Annotated in this window: 23 protein-coding genes; 6 read left to right on the top strand and 17 right to left on the bottom strand. The window is 70.4% G+C overall.

Going from position 1 to position 20,562, the window contains the following annotated elements; genetic code table 11:
• The 17 genes from ACZK5D_RS07635 to pduA all read right to left on the bottom strand — a co-directional run bounded on the left by ACZK5D_RS07635 (window position 1) and on the right by pduA (window position 14,956).
• The gene (locus ACZK5D_RS07635) at window positions 1-1,995 is read right to left on the bottom strand and encodes an Hsp70 family protein (protein ID WP_463664860.1); all 1,995 of its coding nucleotides are present in this window, start codon (window positions 1,993-1,995) and stop codon (window positions 1-3) included.
• Between the two features lie 213 nt (window positions 1,996-2,208).
• Window positions 2,209-3,198: a malate dehydrogenase gene (locus ACZK5D_RS07630; RefSeq protein ID WP_458994180.1), complete on the bottom strand. Its 990-nt coding sequence runs from the start codon at window positions 3,196-3,198 to the stop codon at window positions 2,209-2,211.
• Window positions 3,195-4,583: an aldehyde dehydrogenase family protein gene (locus ACZK5D_RS07625; RefSeq protein ID WP_458994179.1), complete on the bottom strand. Its 1,389-nt coding sequence runs from the start codon at window positions 4,581-4,583 to the stop codon at window positions 3,195-3,197. The genes ACZK5D_RS07630 and ACZK5D_RS07625 overlap by 4 nt, the downstream gene beginning before the upstream one ends.
• Window positions 4,580-5,590, bottom strand: coding sequence for a cob(I)yrinic acid a,c-diamide adenosyltransferase (locus ACZK5D_RS07620; protein WP_458994178.1), 1,011 nt, complete (start codon window positions 5,588-5,590; stop codon window positions 4,580-4,582). The genes ACZK5D_RS07625 and ACZK5D_RS07620 overlap by 4 nt, the downstream gene beginning before the upstream one ends.
• Window positions 5,591-5,592: 2 nt before the next feature.
• On the bottom strand, window positions 5,593-5,865 hold the full coding sequence (locus ACZK5D_RS07615; RefSeq protein WP_458996550.1) for a EutN/CcmL family microcompartment protein: 273 nt from the start codon (window positions 5,863-5,865) through the stop codon (window positions 5,593-5,595).
• 1 nt (window position 5,866) lies between these two features.
• Entirely contained in the window at window positions 5,867-6,604 is a 738-nt protein-coding gene (locus ACZK5D_RS07610) for a flavoprotein (RefSeq protein ID WP_458994177.1), read from the bottom strand.
• Window positions 6,601-7,425, bottom strand: a complete 825-nt coding sequence (eutJ, locus tag ACZK5D_RS07605) for an ethanolamine utilization protein EutJ (protein ID WP_463664859.1) — start codon at window positions 7,423-7,425, stop codon at window positions 6,601-6,603. The genes ACZK5D_RS07610 and eutJ overlap by 4 nt, the downstream gene beginning before the upstream one ends.
• A 3-nt stretch (window positions 7,426-7,428) precedes the next feature.
• On the bottom strand, window positions 7,429-8,064 hold the full coding sequence (pduL, locus tag ACZK5D_RS07600) for a phosphate propanoyltransferase (protein ID WP_463664858.1): 636 nt from the start codon (window positions 8,062-8,064) through the stop codon (window positions 7,429-7,431).
• Window positions 8,065-8,067: 3 nt separating this feature from the next.
• Window positions 8,068-8,340 (bottom strand): BMC domain-containing protein, encoded by a 273-nt coding sequence (locus ACZK5D_RS07595; protein WP_458994174.1) that lies wholly within the window; start codon window positions 8,338-8,340, stop codon window positions 8,068-8,070.
• Complete coding sequence (locus ACZK5D_RS07590) at window positions 8,337-8,777, bottom strand: BMC domain-containing protein (protein ID WP_458994173.1); 441 nt, start codon at window positions 8,775-8,777, stop codon at window positions 8,337-8,339. The genes ACZK5D_RS07595 and ACZK5D_RS07590 overlap by 4 nt, the downstream gene beginning before the upstream one ends.
• Window positions 8,778-8,791: 14 nt before the next feature.
• Window positions 8,792-9,145 carry a glycerol dehydratase reactivase beta/small subunit family protein gene (locus ACZK5D_RS07585; protein WP_458994172.1) on the bottom strand — a complete coding sequence of 118 codons (354 nt, stop codon included), beginning with the start codon at window positions 9,143-9,145 and terminating at the stop codon, window positions 8,792-8,794.
• A complete protein-coding gene (locus ACZK5D_RS07580) occupies window positions 9,142-10,965 on the bottom strand; it encodes a diol dehydratase reactivase subunit alpha (RefSeq protein WP_463664857.1) in 1,824 nt (607 codons plus the stop codon). The genes ACZK5D_RS07585 and ACZK5D_RS07580 overlap by 4 nt, the downstream gene beginning before the upstream one ends.
• A 39-nt stretch (window positions 10,966-11,004) precedes the next feature.
• Window positions 11,005-11,529: a diol dehydratase small subunit gene (locus ACZK5D_RS07575; RefSeq protein WP_458994170.1), complete on the bottom strand. Its 525-nt coding sequence runs from the start codon at window positions 11,527-11,529 to the stop codon at window positions 11,005-11,007.
• A 9-nt stretch (window positions 11,530-11,538) separates the two neighbouring features.
• A complete protein-coding gene (locus tag ACZK5D_RS07570; protein ID WP_458994169.1) occupies window positions 11,539-12,201 on the bottom strand; it encodes a propanediol/glycerol family dehydratase medium subunit in 663 nt (220 codons plus the stop codon).
• 10 nt (window positions 12,202-12,211) lie between these two features.
• Window positions 12,212-13,873 carry a propanediol/glycerol family dehydratase large subunit gene (locus ACZK5D_RS07565; RefSeq protein WP_463664856.1) on the bottom strand — a complete coding sequence of 554 codons (1,662 nt, stop codon included), beginning with the start codon at window positions 13,871-13,873 and terminating at the stop codon, window positions 12,212-12,214.
• 14 nt (window positions 13,874-13,887) lie between these two features.
• Window positions 13,888-14,667 (bottom strand): propanediol utilization microcompartment protein PduB, encoded by a 780-nt coding sequence (pduB, locus tag ACZK5D_RS07560; protein WP_458994167.1) that lies wholly within the window; start codon window positions 14,665-14,667, stop codon window positions 13,888-13,890.
• Window positions 14,668-14,674: 7 nt separating this feature from the next.
• On the bottom strand, window positions 14,675-14,956 hold the full coding sequence (gene pduA / locus ACZK5D_RS07555; RefSeq protein ID WP_458994166.1) for a propanediol utilization microcompartment protein PduA: 282 nt from the start codon (window positions 14,954-14,956) through the stop codon (window positions 14,675-14,677).
• A gap of 176 nt (window positions 14,957-15,132) precedes the next feature.
• Between pduA and ACZK5D_RS07550 the strand changes: the two genes are divergently transcribed.
• From ACZK5D_RS07550 to ACZK5D_RS07525, 6 genes are all read left to right on the top strand, one after another.
• Window positions 15,133-15,483 carry a BMC domain-containing protein gene (locus tag ACZK5D_RS07550; protein WP_458994165.1) on the top strand — a complete coding sequence of 117 codons (351 nt, stop codon included), beginning with the start codon at window positions 15,133-15,135 and terminating at the stop codon, window positions 15,481-15,483.
• Window positions 15,480-15,932 carry a EutP/PduV family microcompartment system protein gene (locus ACZK5D_RS07545; protein WP_458994164.1) on the top strand — a complete coding sequence of 151 codons (453 nt, stop codon included), beginning with the start codon at window positions 15,480-15,482 and terminating at the stop codon, window positions 15,930-15,932. Before ACZK5D_RS07550 ends, ACZK5D_RS07545 begins: the two co-directional genes overlap by 4 nt.
• Complete coding sequence (locus ACZK5D_RS07540; RefSeq protein WP_458994163.1) at window positions 15,920-17,278, top strand: AraC family transcriptional regulator; 1,359 nt, start codon at window positions 15,920-15,922, stop codon at window positions 17,276-17,278. The genes ACZK5D_RS07545 and ACZK5D_RS07540 overlap by 13 nt, the downstream gene beginning before the upstream one ends.
• Complete coding sequence (locus ACZK5D_RS07535; RefSeq protein WP_463664855.1) at window positions 17,275-18,378, top strand: 1-propanol dehydrogenase PduQ; 1,104 nt, start codon at window positions 17,275-17,277, stop codon at window positions 18,376-18,378. Before ACZK5D_RS07540 ends, ACZK5D_RS07535 begins: the two co-directional genes overlap by 4 nt.
• Before the next feature lie 30 nt (window positions 18,379-18,408).
• Window positions 18,409-19,599, top strand: a complete 1,191-nt coding sequence (hemW, locus tag ACZK5D_RS07530; RefSeq protein WP_463664854.1) for a radical SAM family heme chaperone HemW — start codon at window positions 18,409-18,411, stop codon at window positions 19,597-19,599.
• A 92-nt stretch (window positions 19,600-19,691) separates the two neighbouring features.
• The gene (locus ACZK5D_RS07525; RefSeq protein WP_463664853.1) at window positions 19,692-20,537 is read left to right on the top strand and encodes a DUF3097 domain-containing protein; all 846 of its coding nucleotides are present in this window, start codon (window positions 19,692-19,694) and stop codon (window positions 20,535-20,537) included.
• Window positions 20,538-20,562 lie beyond the last annotated feature (25 nt).

The raw sequence follows: 20,562 nt of genomic DNA, 5'->3' as shown, positions 1-20,562 counted from the left end.
TCACACCGCCACGGGTTCCGGTGTGGTGGACGGAGGCGGCTCAGGCGTCGGATCCTGCGTCGGAACCGGATCGGGCTCAGGCGGGGCCACCGAGGTCGGCGCGGGCTCCTGGGTGGTGGGATCCGGCTCAGGCGTCGTCGGGTCCGGTGCTGGCGTCGTCGGGTCGGGTGCAGGTGTGGTGGGGTCCGGTGCCGGTGTGGTGGGGTCGGGTGCAGGGGTGGTGGGGTCCGGTGCAGGTGTCGTCGGGTCCGGTGCCGGCGTCGTCGGGTCCGGTGCCGCGGTGGTGGGATCTGGTGCCGGGGTGGTCGGACCGGGCGTTGTGGGGTTCGACGTGGGCGGCTGAGTGGTGGGGGGCGGCACGCTGGTATTCGGGGGCAGCTGCGTGCCGGGGGTGGTGGGCGTCGACAACGGAGGACGGGACGTGGCGGGTGTCGAGGAGCGCGGCGTGGGGCTCGCGGCGTCCTCAGGCGTGCTCGGAACGTACTGACTCACCGGGCGAGGGGTGAGACCGGGGGAGCTGGTCGCCGGCTGCACGACGGTCACCTCTGCCGGAACGCCCGGCGCCGCGTCCACCGGCTCGGGGGCGGCGCCGGCGGGGACGGCCGCCGGCTCGGACGCCGGGGCGGTGGGGTCTGCCGGCGCCGAGGCCGAGGGAGTGGGCGTAGGAGACGGGTTGCCCAGGAGCGCGGCCGGTGCGGCGCTGCCGAGGAAACCGAACCCTCCCGTCAGTGAACTGGTCAGTAGGACCGTCGCCGCGACGGCGACGGAGCTGAGTGTCACCAACGACAGGACCCGGATCCAGGGCGAGGAGGCCACCGGCGGCTGTGGGGCGGCGAGAGCGTGCGGGGCCTGGGGAACCACGGCCACCGTCGCCGGTGTCTGGTCCACGACAGCGGGGACCGCGCGCCTGTGCGCCATCGCCAGCGACGAGCGGGCAGCCCCGACGGCGATGGCCGAGGCGGGGTGCTCGGGCATGCTGATGGGTCGGTTGAAGGCCTCCGAGAGCCGCTGCGCGACCCGGGGGATGCGCGAGGTGCCGCCGACCAGCAGGATGGTGGCCAGTTGCTCCGGCTCGACACGGGCGGACTCGAGAGTCGCGTCGAGGCTGTCCACCGTGCGATCCACCAGGTGTGCGGTCATGGCCTCGAACTCGGAGCGGGTGAGCCGCACCGCCGTGGAATGCCCGGGAAGGAGCACCGGGATGGTGGCCTGCGCGTCGAAGGAGAGCGACTCCTTGGCGTCGACGCATTCGCCCCGCAGCTGCCTGAGGGCGGCCTGAGCATCGGGTCCGTCGACTATCGCGGCGGGGGAGACACCGGCCGCCTTGAGGACATGGCGGAGGACGGCGTCGTCGAAGTCCAGCCCGCCGAGGTCCTCGATGTCGCGCGGTTGCCCGAGCACCTCGAGCGAACCGTCCTCGGCCTTGCGGAGCACGGCGGCGTGGTACGAGGTGCCGCCCATGTCATGGACGGCCATCGCCTGCCCGACCTCGAGCGGGTGCACGGAGTCGTGGTCGAGCGCCGCGGCCACAACCCCGGGGACGAGTGCTGCGTCGTCGAGCCCGACCTCGGTGAGAGCGGACCGGATGAGGCCGAGGCGGTGTGGGCCCCAGTTGGTGGGATAGGTCACGACGACGGCGGCGGGAGGCTCACCCTCGCGCTCTCTCACGGCGTCGACGACGGCCGCGACAGCAGTGGCGAAGAGATGCTCAGCGGTGATCGTCAACCCGCCCACGGAAAGGGGAACGTCGTCACCGACGCTGCGGGTGAACTCCCTGATCAGTCTCTCCGGCGCGGAGTGGCCCAGGAGCTGCGCCTCGTCGCCGACCAGGACGTTGCCGTCGGACTCGATGAAGGCGACGGCCGGCACCTGGTCGTTGCGGCGGCCCAGCGGCACGGCGTCGGCCGTGATGCCGCCGTCGCGAGCCAGCCGAGCGGTGGCAGCGCTGATCTGGCTGGCACCCACATCGACACTGAGGTGGTAAAGCCCTGGCATCAAGAATCCCCCCTGTAGACAGCCCCGATTCGGGGTCGGGCACTGGAGCAACCTGTCGGCAGTGACATCTGCTTTCGGGCGGTACAGCCCCCGGGCGAGGCCGGTACAAGTCCTTGATAGCACAGGGGGTGGGTCAGTGAAACCCCTCTTTCGGCACCGGGCTCGGTGAGCCACCACTGGGTCGACTACGGGGTTGTGCTGGGGCCGGGCGCCTCAGCCGGGGATGAGTCCTAGCCGATTCACGGTCTCCTCCTCGCGGCGCAGTTCGTCCACCGACGCCGCGATTTTGGTGCGCGAGAACGCATTCAGCTCGAGGCCAGGCACGATCGACCACCCACCCTCGCCGGCGCAGACGGGGAAGGAACTCACCAGCCCCTCCGGGACCCCGTAGGAGCCGTCGCTCACCACCGCCATGGAGGTCCAGCCGCCAACCGGCGTGCCGGCGAACCAGTCCCTGACGTGGGAGATGGTCGCGTTCGCGGCCGAGGCGGCGCTCGACTTCCCGCGTGCGGCGATCACCGCCGCTCCCCGTCGGGCGACCTGCGGGATGTAGTCGAACGCCACCCATCCGTCGTCCACCCAGTCCGTGGCCGGCCGGCCGCAGATCTGCGCGTTGTAGACATCCGGGTACTGAGTGGTGGAGTGGTTGCCCCAGATGGTCATCCGCGTCACGTCGGAGGCCGGCCTGCGAACCTTGCGGGCCAGCAGCGACACGGCCCGGTCGTGGTCGAGGCGGGTCAGGGCGGTGAACCTCTCCGGCGGCACGCCGTCGGCATTTCGTTGCGCGATCAGCGCATTGGTGTTGGCGGGGTTGCCCGTGACCACCACCCTCAGGTCCGACGCGGCCGAGGCGGCCAGCGCCCTCCCCTGGGCGGCGAAGATGGCGCCGTTCGCCTTCAGGAGGTCAGAACGCTCCATCCCCGCGGTCCTCGGGGAGGCGCCGACGAGCATCGCCACGTTCACGCCCTCGAAGAGGCGGCGGGGGTCGTCCCCGACCTCGATCCCCGCGAGAACGGGCGAGGCGCAGTCCTCGAGTTCCATGGCGACCCCGGCCAGAGCTGGCACCGCCTGGGGAAGGTCCAGCAGCCGCAGCTCGACCGGCCGGTCCCCGAACACGTCCCCCGCGGCGATCCGGTAGACCAGCGAGTACCCGATCTGCCCGGCCGCCCCCGTGACCGCGATCCTGATCGGCGTCATCGTCACCGCACGTTCAGGTCGCCGACGAGCACGCACCGCCGCGACCGGGCGAAGTTGCGTGCCCGGGTGAGCCCCTCGCCTGTCGGCCCCGCGATGGTGAACGTGCAGTAGCCCTCCCCGCCGATGCCGATCCCGTTGAACGAGGGGCCGTTCTTGACGAAGACGGTGGTCTGGATGAGCTTGCCCATGCGGGTCAGGTTGGACACGTTGCGCGAATGCATGATGGCCGTGTGGCGGTTGCCGTGCTCGAGCTCGCACGCCAGGTCGATGGCCGCTCCCACATCAGGGACGCGCACCAGGCCGAGCACGGGCATCATGAGCTCGTGCACGACGAAGGGGTGGTCCCGGTCCGCCTCGCACACCAGGAGCCGCACCCCGGCCGGGGGCTCCACCCCGATGGCCTCGAGGATGGCGGAGGCCGGCTTGCCGACCCATTCGAGCGCCGGCCGCCCGTCGGTCAGGATCACGCGCTCGACGCGTGAGCGCTCGTCGGCGGAGAGCTCGTAGGCCCCGTGCCTGACCATGGAGAACTTGAGCAGGTCGGCGATGGCGTCGACGGCGACGATCTCCTTCTCCGCGGTGCAGGGCAGGTTGTTGTCGAAGCTGGCGCCGTCGACGATGCACTTCGCGGCGCGGTCGATGTCGGCCGTCTCGTCCACCACCACCGGCGGGTTGCCCGCGCCCGCGCCGATGGCCTTCTTCCCGGAGCTCAGGACGGTCTTGACGATGCCGGGGCCGCCGGTGGCCACGATCATCCGGACGTCGGGGTGCGCGATCATGGCGTTGGTGTTCTCGATCGACGGCTCCGCGACGGTCACGACGAGGTTCGCAGGTGCCCCGACGGCGCACAGGGCGCGGTTGATCTGCTGCACCTGCCACACGGACAGGTCCCTGGCCCGGGGGTGCGGGCTGAACACCACGGCGTTGCCGGCGGCGAGCATCCCGATGCTGTTGCAGGTGATCGTCTCGGTGGGGTTCGTGGTGGGCGTGATCGCCCCGATCACCCCGTAGGCCGAGTACTCGACTGTGGTCAGACCGTCGTCGCCCGAGTAGGCGTCGGTGACCAGATCCTCCACGCCAGGGGTGAGTTCGGCCGCCATCTTGTTCTTCAGATACTTGTGGGCGACGTCGCCCATGCCGGTCTGCTGCACGGCCTGCACCGCCATGTGGTCCAGGTTCTCGGGGCGCAGCATGACCTCGCGCAGTGCGGCCACGTAGCGGCGCCGCTCGGCCATGGAGGCCGTGCGGTACTCCCGCGCGGCCTTGTCCGCGGCCGCGATGGCCGAGTCCATGTCCGGGAACACGCCGTCGCCGGTGGCCGGCCCGGTCTCGGGCAGCTGTGCCAGCACCCGCCGGATCGTGGCCTCGAGGACCGCGGTATCGAGTTTCATCGGTGTTCTCCCATCACAGCGTTGATTGCATGCTCCACGATGTCGCAGTCCTCCTCGACCGTGCCGCCCGAGACTCCGAGGCCGCCGAGCAGTTCGGGGCCGTCGAACAGCGGCACGCCGCCGCCGAACAGCACGACGCGCCCGGAGTTGCCGTCGGCCAGGCCGGGCAGCGGGCCGCCGGCTGCCGCGAGGGCGCCCAGCTCCGCCGTCGGCTTGCGGAACGCCGCGGCGCTCCAGGCCTTGTTCGAGGCGATCTCGATGGACGCCAGCAGCGAGCCCGCCATGCGGTGCAGCAGCACCGGATGGCCGGCCGCGTCGACCAGGGCGACCACCACCGGCACGCCCAGATCCTCGGCACGTCGCTCGGCGGCCGCGGTCAGGGCCTTCGCCCGCGCCAGGCAGGGATCCGCAGGCAGGTGTCGGGCGGTCCCGGGCTCCTCGAGGGCCCGGGCGACCGCCGCGCGCACGATGCGCTCGATGCGGTCGCGGTCGGCCCACGTCTCAGTCAGCCGCGCCATCGCGTAGACCGCGTCGGAGAGCCGGTTGAGGTACTTGATCAGCTCGGGCCGGACCGGTTCGGACTCGGCCAGCGTCAGCGTGCGGCGCTCGGCGCGCCTCACCACGGTCCGGGCGTGATGGAACGCCGCTGAGCGCCGGTCCCGCCCGGGCACCACGAAGGCGCGCTGCGGTCCGGTGATGGCCAGGCAGTCGTCGATCAGGCGCTCCAGGTCGGTGACGTCGTCCTCGTCGATGGTGTGGGCGAGGGTGGCGGCGCCCGAGGCGTCGCTGGCGAGCTCTGCGGCCAGCACGAAGAGCCGCTGCTGGACCTGGTGCAGGCGGGCGCGCCAGGGACCGTCGTCCAGGCCCGCCTTCGCCTCGCCCAGCGCCGCGTTGGCCTCGTCGACCGTGCCGTAGGCCTCTACCCGCAGGCTCTGCTTGGCGACGCGGGAGCCGCCGAACAGGCCGGTGTCGCCCTTGTCCCCGGTGCGGGTGTAGACGGCGGGCATGGCTAGTGGATCTCGATCTCGACGGAGTCGACGATGCCGACGATCGTGGCGTCCAGCGGGGCGTTCGCCCGGTCCGCGGCGAACCGGGCCGAGGACCCCTTCGTCACCAGGACGGTCTCGCCTGTGCCCGCCCCGACGGTGTCGACGCAGACCTCGGGCGAGCCCGTGGCGGCGCCGTCCGCGTCCACGCGCCTGGTCAGCATGAGCTTGAAGCCGATGAGCCTCTCGTCCTTGCTCGTCGACACGACCGTGCCGATCACCTTGGCCAGATACATCTCAGGCACCTTCCTGCAGTGTGATGTGACGCTTCGCCGCCGCCTCGCGGGCGAGGTCCGTGACGATGGCGCGGGGCTGGAGCCGTACGACGGCCCCGTCCGGGACGGCCGCGACGGTGGCTTCGGTGACCACGCGTTCGGCCGGAAGGGTGGGGGTGGCCGGGGCTTCGGGCGCGCAGGCGCGCCGGAGGACCGCGCGGTCGAGCCGGGAGGCGTCGGCGAGCTGGACCCCGAACGAGCGCAGTGTCGCCAGGTTCTTCCGCAGCATCGCCTGGTAGCCCGACGGCATGTGGGGGAACCAGGACCGCTTGCCCTCGCTGTCTGGGCAGGCCGCGTTGGTGGCCACGACCACCGGCTTGCCGCTCATGATGAACTCGGCGATCACGTTGGAGGCCAGGCAGTCGCCCACGCCGTGGACCACCTTGGCCACCATGTTGACGCTGAGGGTGGGCACCACCAGCAGGTCATGGCTCGCGACGAGCGATTTCTCGGCGGGGGTCATGCCGATGGCGGCGATGGCCTCCTGGTCCAGGATCCGGGTGGCCGAGGGCGTCTGGATCCAGTCCAGCGACAGCTGCGGGTTGAGCCTCGTCAGCGACGCGCACGCCTCCTCGAACCCGAGCAGGGCGCCGGTGAACAGCACCAGCGCGGTGGTGGACGAGGTGCCGGGGGCCGCCGGACGGGGGAGGAGGCCGGCGATCACCTCACGGATGAGGTCGCGCAGCTGCGACTCGTTCATGGACAGATCCTCCGCATCGCGGTGCCGAGTGGGGTGGGGAACAGCGGCTCGACCGGTCTGACCACGGGCAGGCCCAGGACCTCGTCGAACACCTCTGTGGCGCGCGGGAAGGAACTCGACCCGCCCACCAGGTGCACGGTGCCGGGGTCGCCCGCACCGCGCAGCGCGTCGCGGGCGATGGTGGCCATCTTCTCCAGCGTGGGGCGGACGAGCCCGAACACCAGGTCGGCGTTGGCGGGATCGCGCTTGAAGTCCTCGGCCGCGTCGTAGTCCAGGCCGAGGGCGCCGGAGATCACCAGCGTCATGTGATGGCCTCCGGTGGCCTCGTCGAGGGAGAACACCACCTGGCCGTCGCGCAGCAGGGACACGCCAGTGGTGCCGTGCCCGACGTCGATGACCGTGCCGTCGGTGACGCCGAGCGCGGTCGCCGCGGCCACGGGCTCGTCGACGATCTCGGTGGGCCTGAGCCCACTTGACTCCAGCACGTTGCCGAACACCTTTGCGGTGCCGGCGTCGATGCCGGGCGGGGCGGCCACGGCCGCCTCCTCGAACCGGGCGCCGACGCGCTGCTCGAGTGAAGCCTTGAGGGCCGCGACCACCCGGACCGCGCCCATCCAGTCCACCACCACGCCGTCGCGGACGACGGTGGCGCGCCGCCACGCGCCGGCGACCGGGGAGCCGGTCTCGTCGACGACGCCCAGCACGATGTTGGCGGTGCCGAGGTCCACACCCAGGCGCAGCGCGCCGGTGGCGGGGGCGAGTTCCTCGGTCCGCACGAGGTGCGCGAACGTCTGCAGGTGGCGGGTGGGGGAGGCGAGCATGGGTCAGTCCTTCACGATCCGGACTCGGTCACCGGTGCGGGCGCCGACGGCGTTGCCCTCGTCGGTGTCCAGGTGGAGCTCGGCGAGGTACGAGTCCTTGACCCGGATGAGGAAGTGGTCCAGGCGGCCGCCCCTCTCGCCCTCGAACAGGACGCTGACGCGGTCCTGGTCGGCGAGGCCGAGCGCGGCGGCGTCGTCGGGGCCCATGTGGATGTGGCGCCCGGCCACGATGGCCGCGTGCGCGCAGGAGACGCGCCCAGCTGGTCCCGAGATCTCGATCGGCGCCGCGTCGTCGAGATGGCCTGACTGGGCCATCGGCGCGGACACGCCCAACGCGTAGGCGTCGGTGCGGCTCAACTCGACCTGCGTCGCGGGGCGGTTGGGCCCCATCACGCGGACCCGCTCCATCGACCCCTTGGGGCCGTGGAGCGTGACCGTCTCCTCCGCCGCGAACTCGCCGCGCTGGCGGACCATCTTGCGCACCACGGGTACGGCGTAGCCGAACAGCGTCTGGAAGTCGGCGTCGCACAGGTGCACGTGGCGGTTGGAGATTCCGACGACCACGCGGGACGGGTCGGCCTCGCCGATGCGGGCGAGGACCCGGTCGGCGATCTCGGAGATCAGCTGGGCTTCGGTCATGGCTCAGCCCTTCGGCAGCAACTTCTCGACGTCGGCGTGCGGACGCGGGATGACGTGCTGGCTGACCAGTTCGCCGACCTTGGCGGCCGCAGCCGAACCGGCGTCGACGGCGGCCTTCACCGCGCCGACGTCACCTCGGACCATGACGGTGACGAAGCCGGCGCCGATCTTCTCGCTGCCGATCAGCGTCACGTTGGCGGACTTGGTCATGGCGTCGGCGGCCTCGACGGCCCCGACGAATCCCTTGGTCTCGACGAGACCGAGCGCTTGGCTCATGCTTGCTTCCTCCTGCTGGTGGTGGTGGCGGGGGTCTCCGCCGTCGCCGGGGCCGGTGCCTCGGCGGGTTCTGGGGTGGCGGCCGGCTCCGGCTCCGGCGCGGGCGTCGCCACAACCGTCTGGTCGGCCGGGGCGGGCGGCTCGGGTGCCCGGTACCCGACGGTGGTGCGGTTGAACACCATGGCCTCGATCTGGTCGGATGGCCTGGGGATGACGAGCCTGCTCACGACCCGGCTGACCCGCGCGGCGGCCACCGCGGCGGCGTCGATGGCGGCCGTCACGGCGCCGACCTGGCCGAGGACCTTGATGGTCACGTAGCCTCCGCCCTTGGCCAGCTCGTAGCCGACCAACTCGACGTTGGCGGCCTTGCAGGCCACGTCCGCCGCTTCGATGCCGGCGGCGAGACCGACGACCTCGATCGTGCCTAGCGCTTGCATGGTTGGGTCCTTTCCTAGGTGCCTGGTGCGAAGTCCCGGAGCGGGATGCGTTTGACGATGCGGGCCGCGTTGGATCCGACGATCCGGTCGGCGGTGCCGCCGTGGGCGAAGAGCCGGGCGACGTAGGGGCGGTGTTCGGGGAGCTTGTCGGTGGTGATCACCACGTAGTCGAGGGACACGCCCAAGCCGATGCCGAGCCGGGAGGTGACCGCCGCGTCGTGAGCCAGCACCAGCGGGTTGAGGTGGTCGTGCCGCGACACCTCCACGGGCACCCCCTCCTCCTCGATGCCGAGCAGCAGATCGGCGAGCTGGGTCTCCGGCGTGGCCTCGTGGACGTGCACGCAGATGGCGGGCGGCCCGTCGATCACCGCGCACCCGCTTCCTGAGCCCAGCTGAGGGCCAGTCCCGTGGCGACGGCGTTCCGCGGCCCCTCGGTGCCCCTGATGTTGGCGCGGCCGGCGACGACCCGGTACTCGGCCAGGGCCTTGGTGACCAGTTGCGGGATCTCGAAGTCCAGCGCGGAGCCGCCCACGAGCACGACGAAGTCGATGTCGCGGACGTTGGCGGTGGGGCTGACCTTACGGAGCGCGCGCACGGCGTTGGTGACGAAGACCCGCTCCTTGGCGCGGATGCGCACCTGACGGATGGTCTCCAGGGGCAGGTCGATGTCCAGCGGCACCATGCCTTCGGGCTTCAGCACCACCACCCGGGCGTAGGCGTGCGGTGGCAGCGGCTCCTCGAAGAACTGGACGGTGCCGTCCTCATGGCGGATGTTGAACACCGTCTCGACGCGGGCGAGTGGGTAGCGCTTGATGTCCTCCGCCGCGTCCCAGGAGTCCAGCCCCAGCTCGGACTGGATCATGAGCGTGACCATGTTGCCGGCGCCGGCGAGGTGGATGGACGTGCCCGAGCCGTCGGCGTGCATGACGGAGGCGTCCGTGGACCCTGCTCCGATGTCCAGAATGGCCAGGGGGACTGCGGTCCCGGGGGTGGTCAGCGCGCCGCGGATGGCCATGTCGGCCTCCACGCCGCCGACCTCGACGGGGATCCCCAGCTCGGCGGCCATGTCGGTGGCGATGCGCTGCATCTGGAGCCTGTCGGTCTTGACCATCACCGCGATTCCGACGGCGGCCTCCATCGAGAACTCGTTGGCGATGCCGCCTGCCACCTGCTGCGGCACCTGCGTGTCAACGGCGAGGAGGTCGGTGATGCGGATGTCGCGGGGGGAGTGGTCGGTGAGCTGCCCCATCGTGACGCGGACCTTCTCCATCATCCCGCCCACGTTCGTGCCGGGCTCGCCCACGATGTCCTCGACGTGGCGGACCTGCTGGGCGGCGGCCATGATCTCATCGGAGCCGCGGTCCACGTCGACGTCGACCTGGCGGTTCTCCCCCCGGAACGTCAACGTGCCGGCGGGGATGCGCCGCTCCTTGACGTCGCCCGCGGGGGTCTTGATGACCACCGCGGAGCGGTTGCCCACCAGCGAGCGGGCCAGCGGGACGACCTGCTTGGTGTCGCCGGAGTCCAGCCCGAACAAGGTGGCCAGCCCGAACGGGTTCGACAGGGTCTCGACGATCCTGCCCACCTCCGCCACCTCGATGGCCGCCAGCATTCCCAGGGGAACCTTGTCGATGAGGGAGACCTCGTCGACGATGGGGATCTTGGTGTGCAGCCGGTTGTGGACGAGGTTGCCGTCGTCGGCCTGCAGGATGGCGCCGGTGATGGTGAGGTGCCCGGAGGCGTGGTTGAGTCTGCGGGCCACGTCGTCGTGGGGGTGGGTGCTGTCGGCCACCACGATCAGCGGTTCGGCCGTGCCGGCGGAGTCCAGGTCGTCGATGGAGATGGTGATCCCCACCCCGATGCCCAGCCCTCCCGGGGTGGCGGGGTTGTGCCCGATCATCGTGGACTCGGTGATGATCGTCTCGGTGATGGTCTCCATGGCCACGTCGCCGATGACGGGCGCAGCCTCATTGATGCGGATCACCTCGACGTGGTCCATGGAACGACCCGCCCTGTCGAGGGCCACGCGGAGCGCGTGCACCACGCCCTTGATGTTGGCGTCGGTGCCCTTGATCCCCGTCGTGGGGATGGTCGAGCTCGCCAGGAAGACGAGCTCATCGCCGCGGCGCTCGGCCAACGCGACCTCGGTGGTCGCGTTGCCGATGTCGATGCCGGCTACCATCCCCATCGTCGGAGATCCTTTCTTCGTGTGTGCGGAGGCGGAGGGTCAGTCGACGCGGAGGCGTCCCCGGCCCTCATAGACGTCGGCAGCCTCGCGCACGAAGCCCGCCGAGACCTTCGCCCCGTACATCCCCTCGAGTTCGGAGGCGATGTCGTACAGCTCGGCCTTCGTCGAGCGGTACGGGCGCAGCGCGTTGTAGATCTCCAGGAGCCGCTCGTCGGGCACCTTCACCAGTTCGGCGGCACGACGGAGGTTGCGCGCCAGTGTGACGCGGCCCGAGTCCTCGGCCACCTGGGCCTGGAGCTCCAGCGTCTCCGAGGAGATGCGGAAGTCCTCAGGCTTCAGGGCCCCGGAGCGCAGGCCCGCGAAGGTGAGGTCCGCGAGGGGCTTGCCGTTGTCGGTCTTCACCAGCTCGGGGTGCTTCTCGGCCAGGGGGTAGTGCTGGACCCCGATGTGGGTTCCTCCCCCTGTCGCCGCCGCGGCGGGCTTCCTGGCGAACGCGACCTGCTCGCCGCTGAGGTTGGCCATGACCTCGGCCATGATCTGTCGGATGAGTTGTTCTTGATCCATGTCGATTCCTCAGGCCTGGCTGACCTGCAGCGTCTGGGTTTTCTTGGTCAGGTCGCACAGCCGCGTTTCCTTGTTGTGCAGCAGTGCCGCGATCGCCTGGTACTTCGGCCGGGCCATCTGGTCGTTGCGGGTGGGCACCGGGGAGGGGGACTCGCCCTTGGCGTACTTCGCGGCGTTCTTGCCGATGGCGCGGAACGCGGGAAGGTCGATCAGCGGGGACTGGCTGAACAGCTCCAGGTTGCTGAGCGGGGGGAGATCCTTTTGGTGGATCACCGTGGTGCCGCGCGACTGCAGGCCGATACCGATGCCGGAGCCGGAGAGCTTGGCGGCCTCGTGGGCGATGAAACCGACGTCGGCGGTGCGGAAGACCTTGAGGATGCGGTAGCGCAGGCCCTCCTCCTCGATGCCGGCGCAGATCTGCTTCAGGACCTCACCGTGGGGGAGACCGATGATCGTGGCGAAGATCTGCGAGCTGAATGCCGGCGACAGGGCGATCACCACCTCCTTCGGGTCCGTGCCGCGCTCGGCCGGCCCGGTCTCGGTGACGGTGATGCGCCCGGCAAGGGACTCCGGGGGTGCGGAGGCTGCCGACGGCGCGGCCGCGGCCTCTCCGGCCATCTCCCGGACCACCTGCTCGATGATCTGCTTGAGGGTGGATTGATCGATGCTCATTGCGGTCACCTCAGATGCTTTCCGGGCTGACGGCCTGACGGATGTCCTTGATCCGGTTCCACAACTCGTCGGAGATCTGGTAGCCGGTGGTCGGACCCGCGTAGTCGTTGGGGTAGTTGACGGCGGAGTTGACGTTGAACTGCTCATCGAAGATGGCGGCCGTGTGCAGGTAGTCGCCCGCGACGCGGCACTTCAGCAGCTTGAACACCGACTCGGCCACATCGTCGTAGCCGCCCTTGATGAGCGCCTGGACCACGTCGAAGCCGGTCACGCTGCGCTTCATCATCTCCTCGGCCGCCTTCAGGTCCTCGACGACGTTGCGCTTGGGCATGTCGTTGGAGCTGTGGGCGTACGTGGCCGCCTCGACCTCGGCGTCGGTGATGGCCGGCAGACCGAGCTCCCGGAACACCGACTGCAGCGCGCGCGCCGCCTTGCGGCGCACCGCCACGACGTCCTCCTCGAGCACCGGCACGAGGCCGCCGTCGACGTGGAGGTCGCGCTGGATGATGTTCCAGTCGTCGTAGTCCTCGGCGTCCCAGTTGGAGCCGGCGAACATGTTGTCCAGGTTCGGGGTGGCGCTGTAGCCCGAGCAGATGAAGTCCGTGCCGGGCACGAACTGCATGAGCGAGCGGGCCACGCGGCGCAGGTCCGAGTGGGTGAACGTCTGGTCGTTGCTGGAGGCGCACTCGAGGTCCATCATCATCGCGATGAGGTTCTCGGCCAGGATGGCGCGGATGCCCTGGGGCACCGCCGCGGGGACGCCGACGCAGCTCACGGAGCCGTTCTGCGTGCCCTGGGAGCCGGCCGCCTTGGTGATGAACTGGCAGCGGGCCTCGAGGTAGAGCATGGACTTGCCCTCGGCGTAGCCCATCTGGACCTCGGAGCCGGTGCCGGAGGTGAACCGCATCTTCAGGCCGCGCGACGCGTAGCTGGAGGCGAGGAACGCCTTCGACCACGGGGTGTCGTCACCGTCCATGAACACGGCTTCGGTGCCGTAGACCGACACCGTCTCGGCGTATGCGGTCAGGCCGCGCATGCCGAGCTGCAGCTCGGTGGCCTCCTCGACGGCGCACTGGGTCAGCACGCCTGGGCGGCCGATCTGGGCGCCGACCAGCAGGCTGAGCGCGTTGAACGGGGCGTAGCGCACGACGCCGACGGTGGTCTCCATCTCGGCGAAGCCGCGGATGCCAGACTCCGCCGCGTCGGCCGCGATGAGGACCGGGTGGTCCTGCACGTTGGTGACGTGGCACTGGTTGGCCGGCTGCTTGCGCGCGCGGAGCTTGGTGACGGCCATCATCATCTCCAGCACGCTCATCTTCCCGACCACCTCGGTGACCTTGGCGGGGGTCATGGCGGTGGTGAGGGGGATGATCTGGCTGCGGGGGATGTTGATGTCGCACAGCATGCGGGCGACCTGCAGCGAGTCGATGGCCATGGCCTCTTCGGCCCGCTCGAGGTTGATGCCGTAGGCGGCGATGAACGTGTCGAGCATGTCGAAGTCCGCGCAGGCCTTGCCGTCGAGCTCGACGACCTTGCCGTTCTGGATGCGGATCGACGGCTTGGGGTCGTTCGGGCTGTCCATGGCGATGAGGCCGACCTCAGGCCATTCGCTGACGAACCCGTCCTGGTTGACCGGGCGCGCGTCGAGCGCCTCGAACCTCTTGGATCTCATGGGTGTGCTCGTCCTCAGATGTAGGGGGTGGTGGACGACTCGGGGTAGGCGCCGAGGGAGCCGAGCAGCGCCCGCCCCACCTCGCGTGCGGCCACGATGGCCTGGCGTACCGCCCCGGAGTCACCGCTGAAGAAGGAGATGACCTCGTTGGAGTAGCTCGTGCCGGCGGCGGGGCTGGCGTAGCCGACGACGTCGATCGTCGAGGCCTTCACCGCGGTGTCGGCCAGCACGACGCCGATGGCGGCGGGGGCGCCGACGGTGATGCCGAAAGCCTTGCCCAGGGGGGCGTTGAACGCCTTCGCGAGAGCGTGCGAGGCGCGGGCCGTGTACTGGAACTCGAGGTGGCCTGCGTCGTTGCCGTAGACGTCGCCGAAGGTGCGGTCCAGCTCGGACAGCGTCACCTCCACGGCGCGGCGCGCGTCCGAGACGTCCTCGGCGCCGAACACGATGAGGGAGCCGTGGCCGGCGCCACCCTTGGTGTCGCGGGGGAGCTCGATGGTGAGGATCTCGCAGTTGGTGGCCTTGACGGCCTCGTCGGCGGCGAAGATGTGCGGGCCGGCGCCGGTGCGGGCGCCCACGATGCCGATGGAGCGGTACTTCGGGTCCAGCTTCATCATCTGGTGGAGTTGGGGGTCGACGTTGGCGATGACCAGGCCGATCGTGTCGCCCAGGGCGTTGGTGCCCACGAACTCGGTGGCGGCCGGCCGCGCGGCGGGGGCGGCGGCAGCAGGGGCCGCGTCGCCCATCTTCTTCATGACTTCGGCCATGACCTTGTTGATCAGTTCATCCGACATGGTGGTCCTACTTCGCCTGTCCCGGGAGGATCTTCTCGACGTCGGTGTGCGGGCGCGGGATCACGTGCACGCTCACCAGCTCGCCGACCTTGCTTGCGGCCGCGGCGCCCGCGTCGGCCGCCGCCTTCACCGCGCCGACATCGCCGCGTACGAGGACGGTCACGAAGCCCGCGCCGATCTTCTCGCTGCCGATGAGTTGGACGTTGGCCGACTTGACCATCGCGTCAGCCGCCTCGACAGCCGCCACGAAACCCTTGGTCTCGACCATGCCTAGTGCTTCTTGCATCACTCGACTCCTTCGTCGTTCGAAAGTGGCCGACTCTGGTCACTCGCAGGTCACCATAGGCAGGGTCGGGCTACACACAGTCGGCCACTTGTTACACATTCCTGCTCAGCTCGCCCCCGGCCATTGAGGTTCCGACGGAGCCGATTAGTGTGGTCCTCGCACAGGGAACGAGGTGGTTCATGGACGTGCAGGACAAGCAGCGCATCATTCAGGAGTTCGTGCCTGGCAAGCAGGTGACGCTCGCCCACATCATCGCCAACCCGGACGAGCACCTGTACGCGAAGATCGGCCTCACCTCCAAGAATCGCGGGGCCGTCGGGGTGCTCACCATCACCCCCGGCGAGGCGGCCGTGATCGCGGCGGACGCCGCCACGAAGGCCTCGGCCGTCGAGCTGGCCTTCGTCGACCGGTTCTCCGGGTCCCTGCTGATCGTCGGCCGGCTGGCAGACGTCGAGGCCGCGGTGCGCGGGGTGGTCGACACGCTGGAGACGGTGCTCGGGTTCACCCCGGCGCCGGTCACGCGCACATGACGGCCGCCGGCCTGTGCAGCCGCACCATCCTGCTCGTGGGGGGCGTCGGCTCAGGGAAGACCACCTTCCGCCAGCGGCTGCGCGGGGAGGACATCGAGTACGTCAAGACCCAGGCCATCGAGGCGTTCGACGGCGTCGTCGACAGCCCGGGGGAGTTCCTGCAACGCGGACGGCTCCGGAGCGCGCTCCAGGTGGTGTCCTTCGACGTCGACGTCGTGGTTCTGCTGGTGGACCCGACGCGCGCGGACTCCCACATCCCCCCGGCCTTCGCCACGTCATTCAACCGGGCCGTCGTCGGCGTGGTGACCAAGACCGACCTGGCCACAGCCGATGAGATCGCCGCCGCCGCCGCGCTGCTGGCCGCCGCGGGCGCTGAGCCGGTCCTGCGTGTCGATTCGCTCAGCGGAGCAGGCTTCGACGCCGTCCGGGAGGTGCTGTGTCAGTCGTAGAGGTGCATGACGACCGCCTGGCCGGGGTAGACCTGCGCACGCTGATCGATCTCGAGCAGCTGCAGCGCATCCAGGACGACTTCGCCGTCGAGACCGGCATCGCGATGATCACCGTCGACTCGATGGGCACTCCCGTGACCCGCGCCTCCGAGTTCAGCGCGCTGTGCCAGTTCCTGCGCCAGGACCCGGAGATCCGTCGTCGCTGCTTCTCCTGCGACGCGCACGGCGGGTTCCAGTCGGCCATCGAGGGCAGGCCGTTCATCTACCGCTGCCACGCCGGACTGGTCGACTTCTCGGTGTCGATCATGATGGGCCAGCACTACCTCGGCGCCATCCTCGCCGGGCAGGTCCTGCTGACGAAGGGGCAGGAACAGCTCGGCAAGATCCTCGGCAGCACGGACTCGCTCGCCGAGGCCGGTCCCGTGGCTGACCTCCTCGACGAGGTCAAGGTCGTCGAGCTGTCGAAGCTGGAGTCTGCGGCCGACGCCATCGTCCGGCTCGCCAACGACTCGCTGACCAGGCGCGGGACCAGCTACCACCTGCCGGCTTCGACCGGCCCGTACCTGGGGCGGCTCCAACCCATCGCCGTGGCCGCCTCACCCCAGAACCAGGTGCTCGCGCCCCTCCTGCTGGGCAAGTCCAAGCCCCTCCCCTTGGTGCCCATCCAGGCGGCTCCGCAGGAGCAGCCGGCGCCCTTGGACCCCAGCCGGATCGCCGCCAACCTGCACGACGCCAACGTGGCCGCCAACCTCGAACTCCTCGGTCTGTACCTGGACCGGCTGCTGCCGAGGTGGAGCCAGAAGATCCACGCCTCGAAGCTCGCCGAGTTCGAGGACCTGCTGATCGGGCTGGCCTCCAGCGAGGGCGTCCATCACGGGCGCGACATCTCCCAGGTGGTGATCCGCAACCGCAACAAGCGCAGGCCGGACCTCAACCGCTACGAGTGCCAGGTGTACTGCGAGAAGCTCATCATCATGCTCCACAACCTCGTGGAGCCCGAGCTGCTGCCCCGGCAACGCACCATCGCCACGCTCCTCAACGAGATCGAGAAGGACCCGACGAGCTTCCTCACCTGCAGCAAGGCCGCCGAGTACCTCATGTGGTCGGAGTCCCACTTCGCCCGCAGGTTCAAGGACAGGACGGGGCAGAGCTTCATCCACTACGTCACCGCCAAGCGGCTCGAGCGCGCCAAGTTCATGCTCCTCCACACCACCAAGCCCGTCCTGCGGATCGCCACGGAGCTCGAGTTCCAGCCCGCCAACTACTTCTCCCGGACCTTCAAGAAGGCCACGGGGCTCACCCCGAGCGAGTACCGGGTGGAGCACTCCCAGAACGGCCAGCCATGAGAGAGTTCCGCCTCGGCACGCACGTGCGCATCGGCGCGGACGCACTCACCGCGCTTGATCGGTTCGCCGCGGACCGCGTCTTCCTGGTCACCGACGAGTTCCTGGCCACCACCCCGGTGTTCGCCGACGTCGAATCGAGGTTGGGCAACCACGTGACCAGGTTCACCGACGTGGTGCCGAACCCCACCATCGCCACGATCAGCAGGGGTGTCGCGGTGTATCTGGAGGCCCGGCCGGACGTGGTGGTCGCCTACGGCGGCGGGTCGGTGATGGACGCCGCCAAGGCCATGCACAAGGCCGCGCTCGACTCGGGCTTCGGGGCGACGGAAGGGCTGGTGGCCATCCCCACCACGAGCGGATCGGGCTCCGAGGTCACGTCCTTCGCCGTGCTCACCGACGAGCGCACCCACACCAAGATCCCGCTGGTCTCCCCGGACATGGTGGCGAGGCTGGCCATCCTCGATCCGGACGCCGTCGTCGGCGTGCCGCCGCGGATCACCGCCGACTCCGGGATGGACGTGCTCACGCACGCCGTCGAGGCCTACGTCTCGGTGGGCGCCTGCGACTTCTCCGACGCCCTGGCCGAGAAGGCGGTGGAACTGGTCTTCGCCCACCTGGTCCGCTGCTACACCCACGGGTCGGACCGGGACGCCCGTGGCCACATGCACAACGCCTCCTGCCTGGCGGCCATGGCGTTCGACAACGTGGGCCTCGGCATCACGCACAGCCTGGCCCACGCCCTCGGCGGGCACTTCCCGATCGCGCACGGCCGGCTCAACGCCATGCTGCTTCCGCACGTCGTGGTCTTCAACGCCGCCCACAGCGCCGTGGCCGAGGAGCGGTACGCCCGGCTGGGCCGCCTCGTCGCTCCCTCGGCCTCCGGGGCCGCCGCAGTGACGTCGCTCGTGGCCGGGATCCGGCGGTTGAACCACCACCTGGGCATCCCCGAGCTGATCGTCGAGGCCGGCGTGCCGCAGCAGGAGTTCCGGGCCGCGGTGGACGCGATGGCGGCCTCGGCCTTGGAGGACGGGTGCACGCCGTCGAACCCCGTGCGCCCCTCCCACGAGGACCTCGTGCTCCTGCTCCGGAAGCTGGGCTGAGACAGGCGCGGAGGTGCGTAGGCTGGCAGGGTGGCACACCTCCCAGACGGCGACCCAGCGCCCCGCGACGGTTCCCTCCCGGCGGAGGCGCTCGCACGGTCGGACTCGCTGTCGCTGTACGTCCACGTCCCGTTCTGCCGGGTGAGGTGCGGCTACTGCGACTTCAACACCTACACCCCCAGCGAACTAGGCGATCTGTCCCCGGACACGTACGTGGGGGCGGCGCTGGCCGAACTGGACCTCGCCGCGCGCATCCTGGGGCCTCGCCGGGTCGAGACGGTGTTCTTCGGAGGGGGAACCCCCACGATGCTGCCCGCCGAGGGGCTCGGGGGGCTGCTGGCCGCCGTCGGCCAACGATTCGAGCTGGCGGACGGGGCCGAGGTGACCACGGAGGCCAACCCGGAGACGCTCACCCCGCACTACCTCGAGACCCTTCGCTCGGCCGGGTTCACCCGGATCTCCCTCGGGCTGCAGTCGGTGGTGCCGCACGTGCTGCGCGTGCTCGAGCGCCAGCACACCCCGCGTCGCGGCCTCGACGCGGCCGGGTGGGCGAGGGCGGCGGGATTCGAGCACGTCAGCCTCGACCTCATCTACGGCACCCCGGGGGAGTCCCTCGACGACTGGCGCGACAGCCTCGACGCCGTGGCCTCCGCCCCCGTCGACCACGTGAGCGCCTACTCGCTCATCGTCGAGGACGGCACCCGGCTGGCCGCGCAGGTGCGGCGGGGCGAGCTGCCCCTCCCCGACGACGACGACCTCGCCGACAAGTACCTCATGGCCGACGACGCCCTCACGGCTCTGGGCCTCGGCAACTACGAGGTGAGCAACTGGGCCCGCCCGGGAGGGGAGTGCAGGCACAACCTCGCCTACTGGCACGGGGCCGACTGGTGGGGCATCGGCCCCGGCGCCCACTCGCACATCGGCGGCGTCCGCTTCTGGAACCGCAAGCATCCCCGCAGCTATGCCGCCTCGCTCGCCGCGGGGGAGTCCCCGGCGCTGGCCCGCGAGGTGCTCGACGACTCGGACCGGCACCTGGAGCGCGTGCTGCTCGAGCTCCGGCTGGCGGAGGGCGTGCCGATGGCCGTCCTGTCCCCGTCGGAGGCGATGCGCGTTCCCGCCATCGTCAACGGCGGCCTGGCCGAGGTGGTCGACGCGACGCTGCGGCTCACGCGGGCCGGGCGGCTGCTCGCCGACGGTGTGGTCCGCGACCTCCTCGACTAGTCGCCCCCATGTCGGATGCGCACGTGCCCGGCGGCCGCGCCCGGGGTGTCGCTCAACGGCCCGGCGGGGAGGCGCTGATAGCGTCGCACCCCGTGGATCGCTACTCACGAGACGTGCTCACCCCCGGCTGGCAGAAGGCGCACCTGAAGCAGACCCGCGACGTCCCCGTCGAGGCTGACATGGTGCTGGAGTTCGACGACTTCTGCGGCGCGGTGGTGGGCTGGGAGAACGGCCTGGTACTGCTCGAGGATCGCCGGGGCAAGCGCCGCTCCGCCCCGTTCGGGCCCGGCTTCCTCCTGGAGGGGGAGCCGGTTGCCCTCCGGGCCCCGCTGCGCGGGGGGTCGGCCGCGCCGAAGTACACCGCCTCAGGGTCGCGGGTCTCCGACGGGCCGACGAAGGCGAGGGTGGCGCTGCCCAGCCGCATCTACGTCGAGGGCCGGCACGACGCGGAACTGATCGAGAAGGTCTGGGGCGGCGACCTGCGTCACGTGGGCGTGGTGGTGGAGTTCCTCGGCGGCATCGACGACCTCCCCGCGATCGTCGCAGAGTTCGCGCCCGAACCGGGCCGCCGCCTCGGGGTGCTCGTCGACCATCTGGTGCCGGGGAGCAAGGAGTCGCGGATCGCGCAGCAGGTCTACCGCGCCGGCTACCGCGACACCGTCCTCATCGAGGGCCACGAGTTCATCGACATCTGGCAGGCGGTCCGTCCGGCCCGCGTGGGACGGAAGTCCTGGCCGGAGGTGCCCCGCGACGTCGACTTCAAGAAGGGCACGCTGCAGGCGCTGGGGTTGCCGCACGCCGATCAGGCGGACGTGGCGCGCGGCTGGCAGGCGATCCTCGCCAGGGTCGGGTCGTGGAAGGACCTCGAGCCCCAGCTCCTCACCAAGGTGGAGACCCTGATCGACTTCGTCACCCAGGACCATCTCGCCGACGACTGACTCCCCCCGCGCCCCAGTAGGGTGA

It is taken from the genome of Tessaracoccus yangjingae (genome assembly GCF_055326235.1).
This window is presented reverse-complemented; position numbering and strand designations above follow the sequence as displayed.

Bases quoted from the DNA above. Each gene is read 5' to 3' on its own strand.
- ACZK5D_RS07635 (WP_463664860.1), bottom strand. From the start codon at position 1,995: ATGCCAGGGCTTTACCACCTCAGTGTCGATGTGGGTGCCAGCCAGATC.
- ACZK5D_RS07625 (WP_458994179.1), bottom strand. From the start codon at position 4,583: ATGAAACTCGATACCGCGGTCCTCGAGGCCACGATCCGGCGGGTGCTG.
- ACZK5D_RS07620 (WP_458994178.1), bottom strand. From the start codon at position 5,590: ATGCCCGCCGTCTACACCCGCACCGGGGACAAGGGCGACACCGGCCTG.
- ACZK5D_RS07615 (WP_458996550.1), bottom strand. From the start codon at position 5,865: ATGTATCTGGCCAAGGTGATCGGCACGGTCGTGTCGACGAGCAAGGAC.
- ACZK5D_RS07610 (WP_458994177.1), bottom strand. From the start codon at position 6,604: ATGAACGAGTCGCAGCTGCGCGACCTCATCCGTGAGGTGATCGCCGGC.
- eutJ (WP_463664859.1), bottom strand. From the start codon at position 7,425: ATGCTCGCCTCCCCCACCCGCCACCTGCAGACGTTCGCGCACCTCGTG.
- pduL (WP_463664858.1), bottom strand. From the start codon at position 8,064: ATGACCGAAGCCCAGCTGATCTCCGAGATCGCCGACCGGGTCCTCGCC.
- ACZK5D_RS07595 (WP_458994174.1), bottom strand. From the start codon at position 8,340: ATGAGCCAAGCGCTCGGTCTCGTCGAGACCAAGGGATTCGTCGGGGCC.
- ACZK5D_RS07590 (WP_458994173.1), bottom strand. From the start codon at position 8,777: ATGCAAGCGCTAGGCACGATCGAGGTCGTCGGTCTCGCCGCCGGCATC.
- ACZK5D_RS07580 (WP_463664857.1), bottom strand. From the start codon at position 10,965: ATGGGGATGGTAGCCGGCATCGACATCGGCAACGCGACCACCGAGGTC.
- ACZK5D_RS07575 (WP_458994170.1), bottom strand. From the start codon at position 11,529: ATGGATCAAGAACAACTCATCCGACAGATCATGGCCGAGGTCATGGCC.
- ACZK5D_RS07570 (WP_458994169.1), bottom strand. From the start codon at position 12,201: ATGAGCATCGATCAATCCACCCTCAAGCAGATCATCGAGCAGGTGGTC.
- ACZK5D_RS07565 (WP_463664856.1), bottom strand. From the start codon at position 13,873: ATGAGATCCAAGAGGTTCGAGGCGCTCGACGCGCGCCCGGTCAACCAG.
- pduB (WP_458994167.1), bottom strand. From the start codon at position 14,667: ATGTCGGATGAACTGATCAACAAGGTCATGGCCGAAGTCATGAAGAAG.
- ACZK5D_RS07550 (WP_458994165.1), top strand. From the start codon at position 15,133: ATGGACGTGCAGGACAAGCAGCGCATCATTCAGGAGTTCGTGCCTGGC.
- ACZK5D_RS07545 (WP_458994164.1), top strand. From the start codon at position 15,480: ATGACGGCCGCCGGCCTGTGCAGCCGCACCATCCTGCTCGTGGGGGGC.
- ACZK5D_RS07535 (WP_463664855.1), top strand. From the start codon at position 17,275: ATGAGAGAGTTCCGCCTCGGCACGCACGTGCGCATCGGCGCGGACGCA.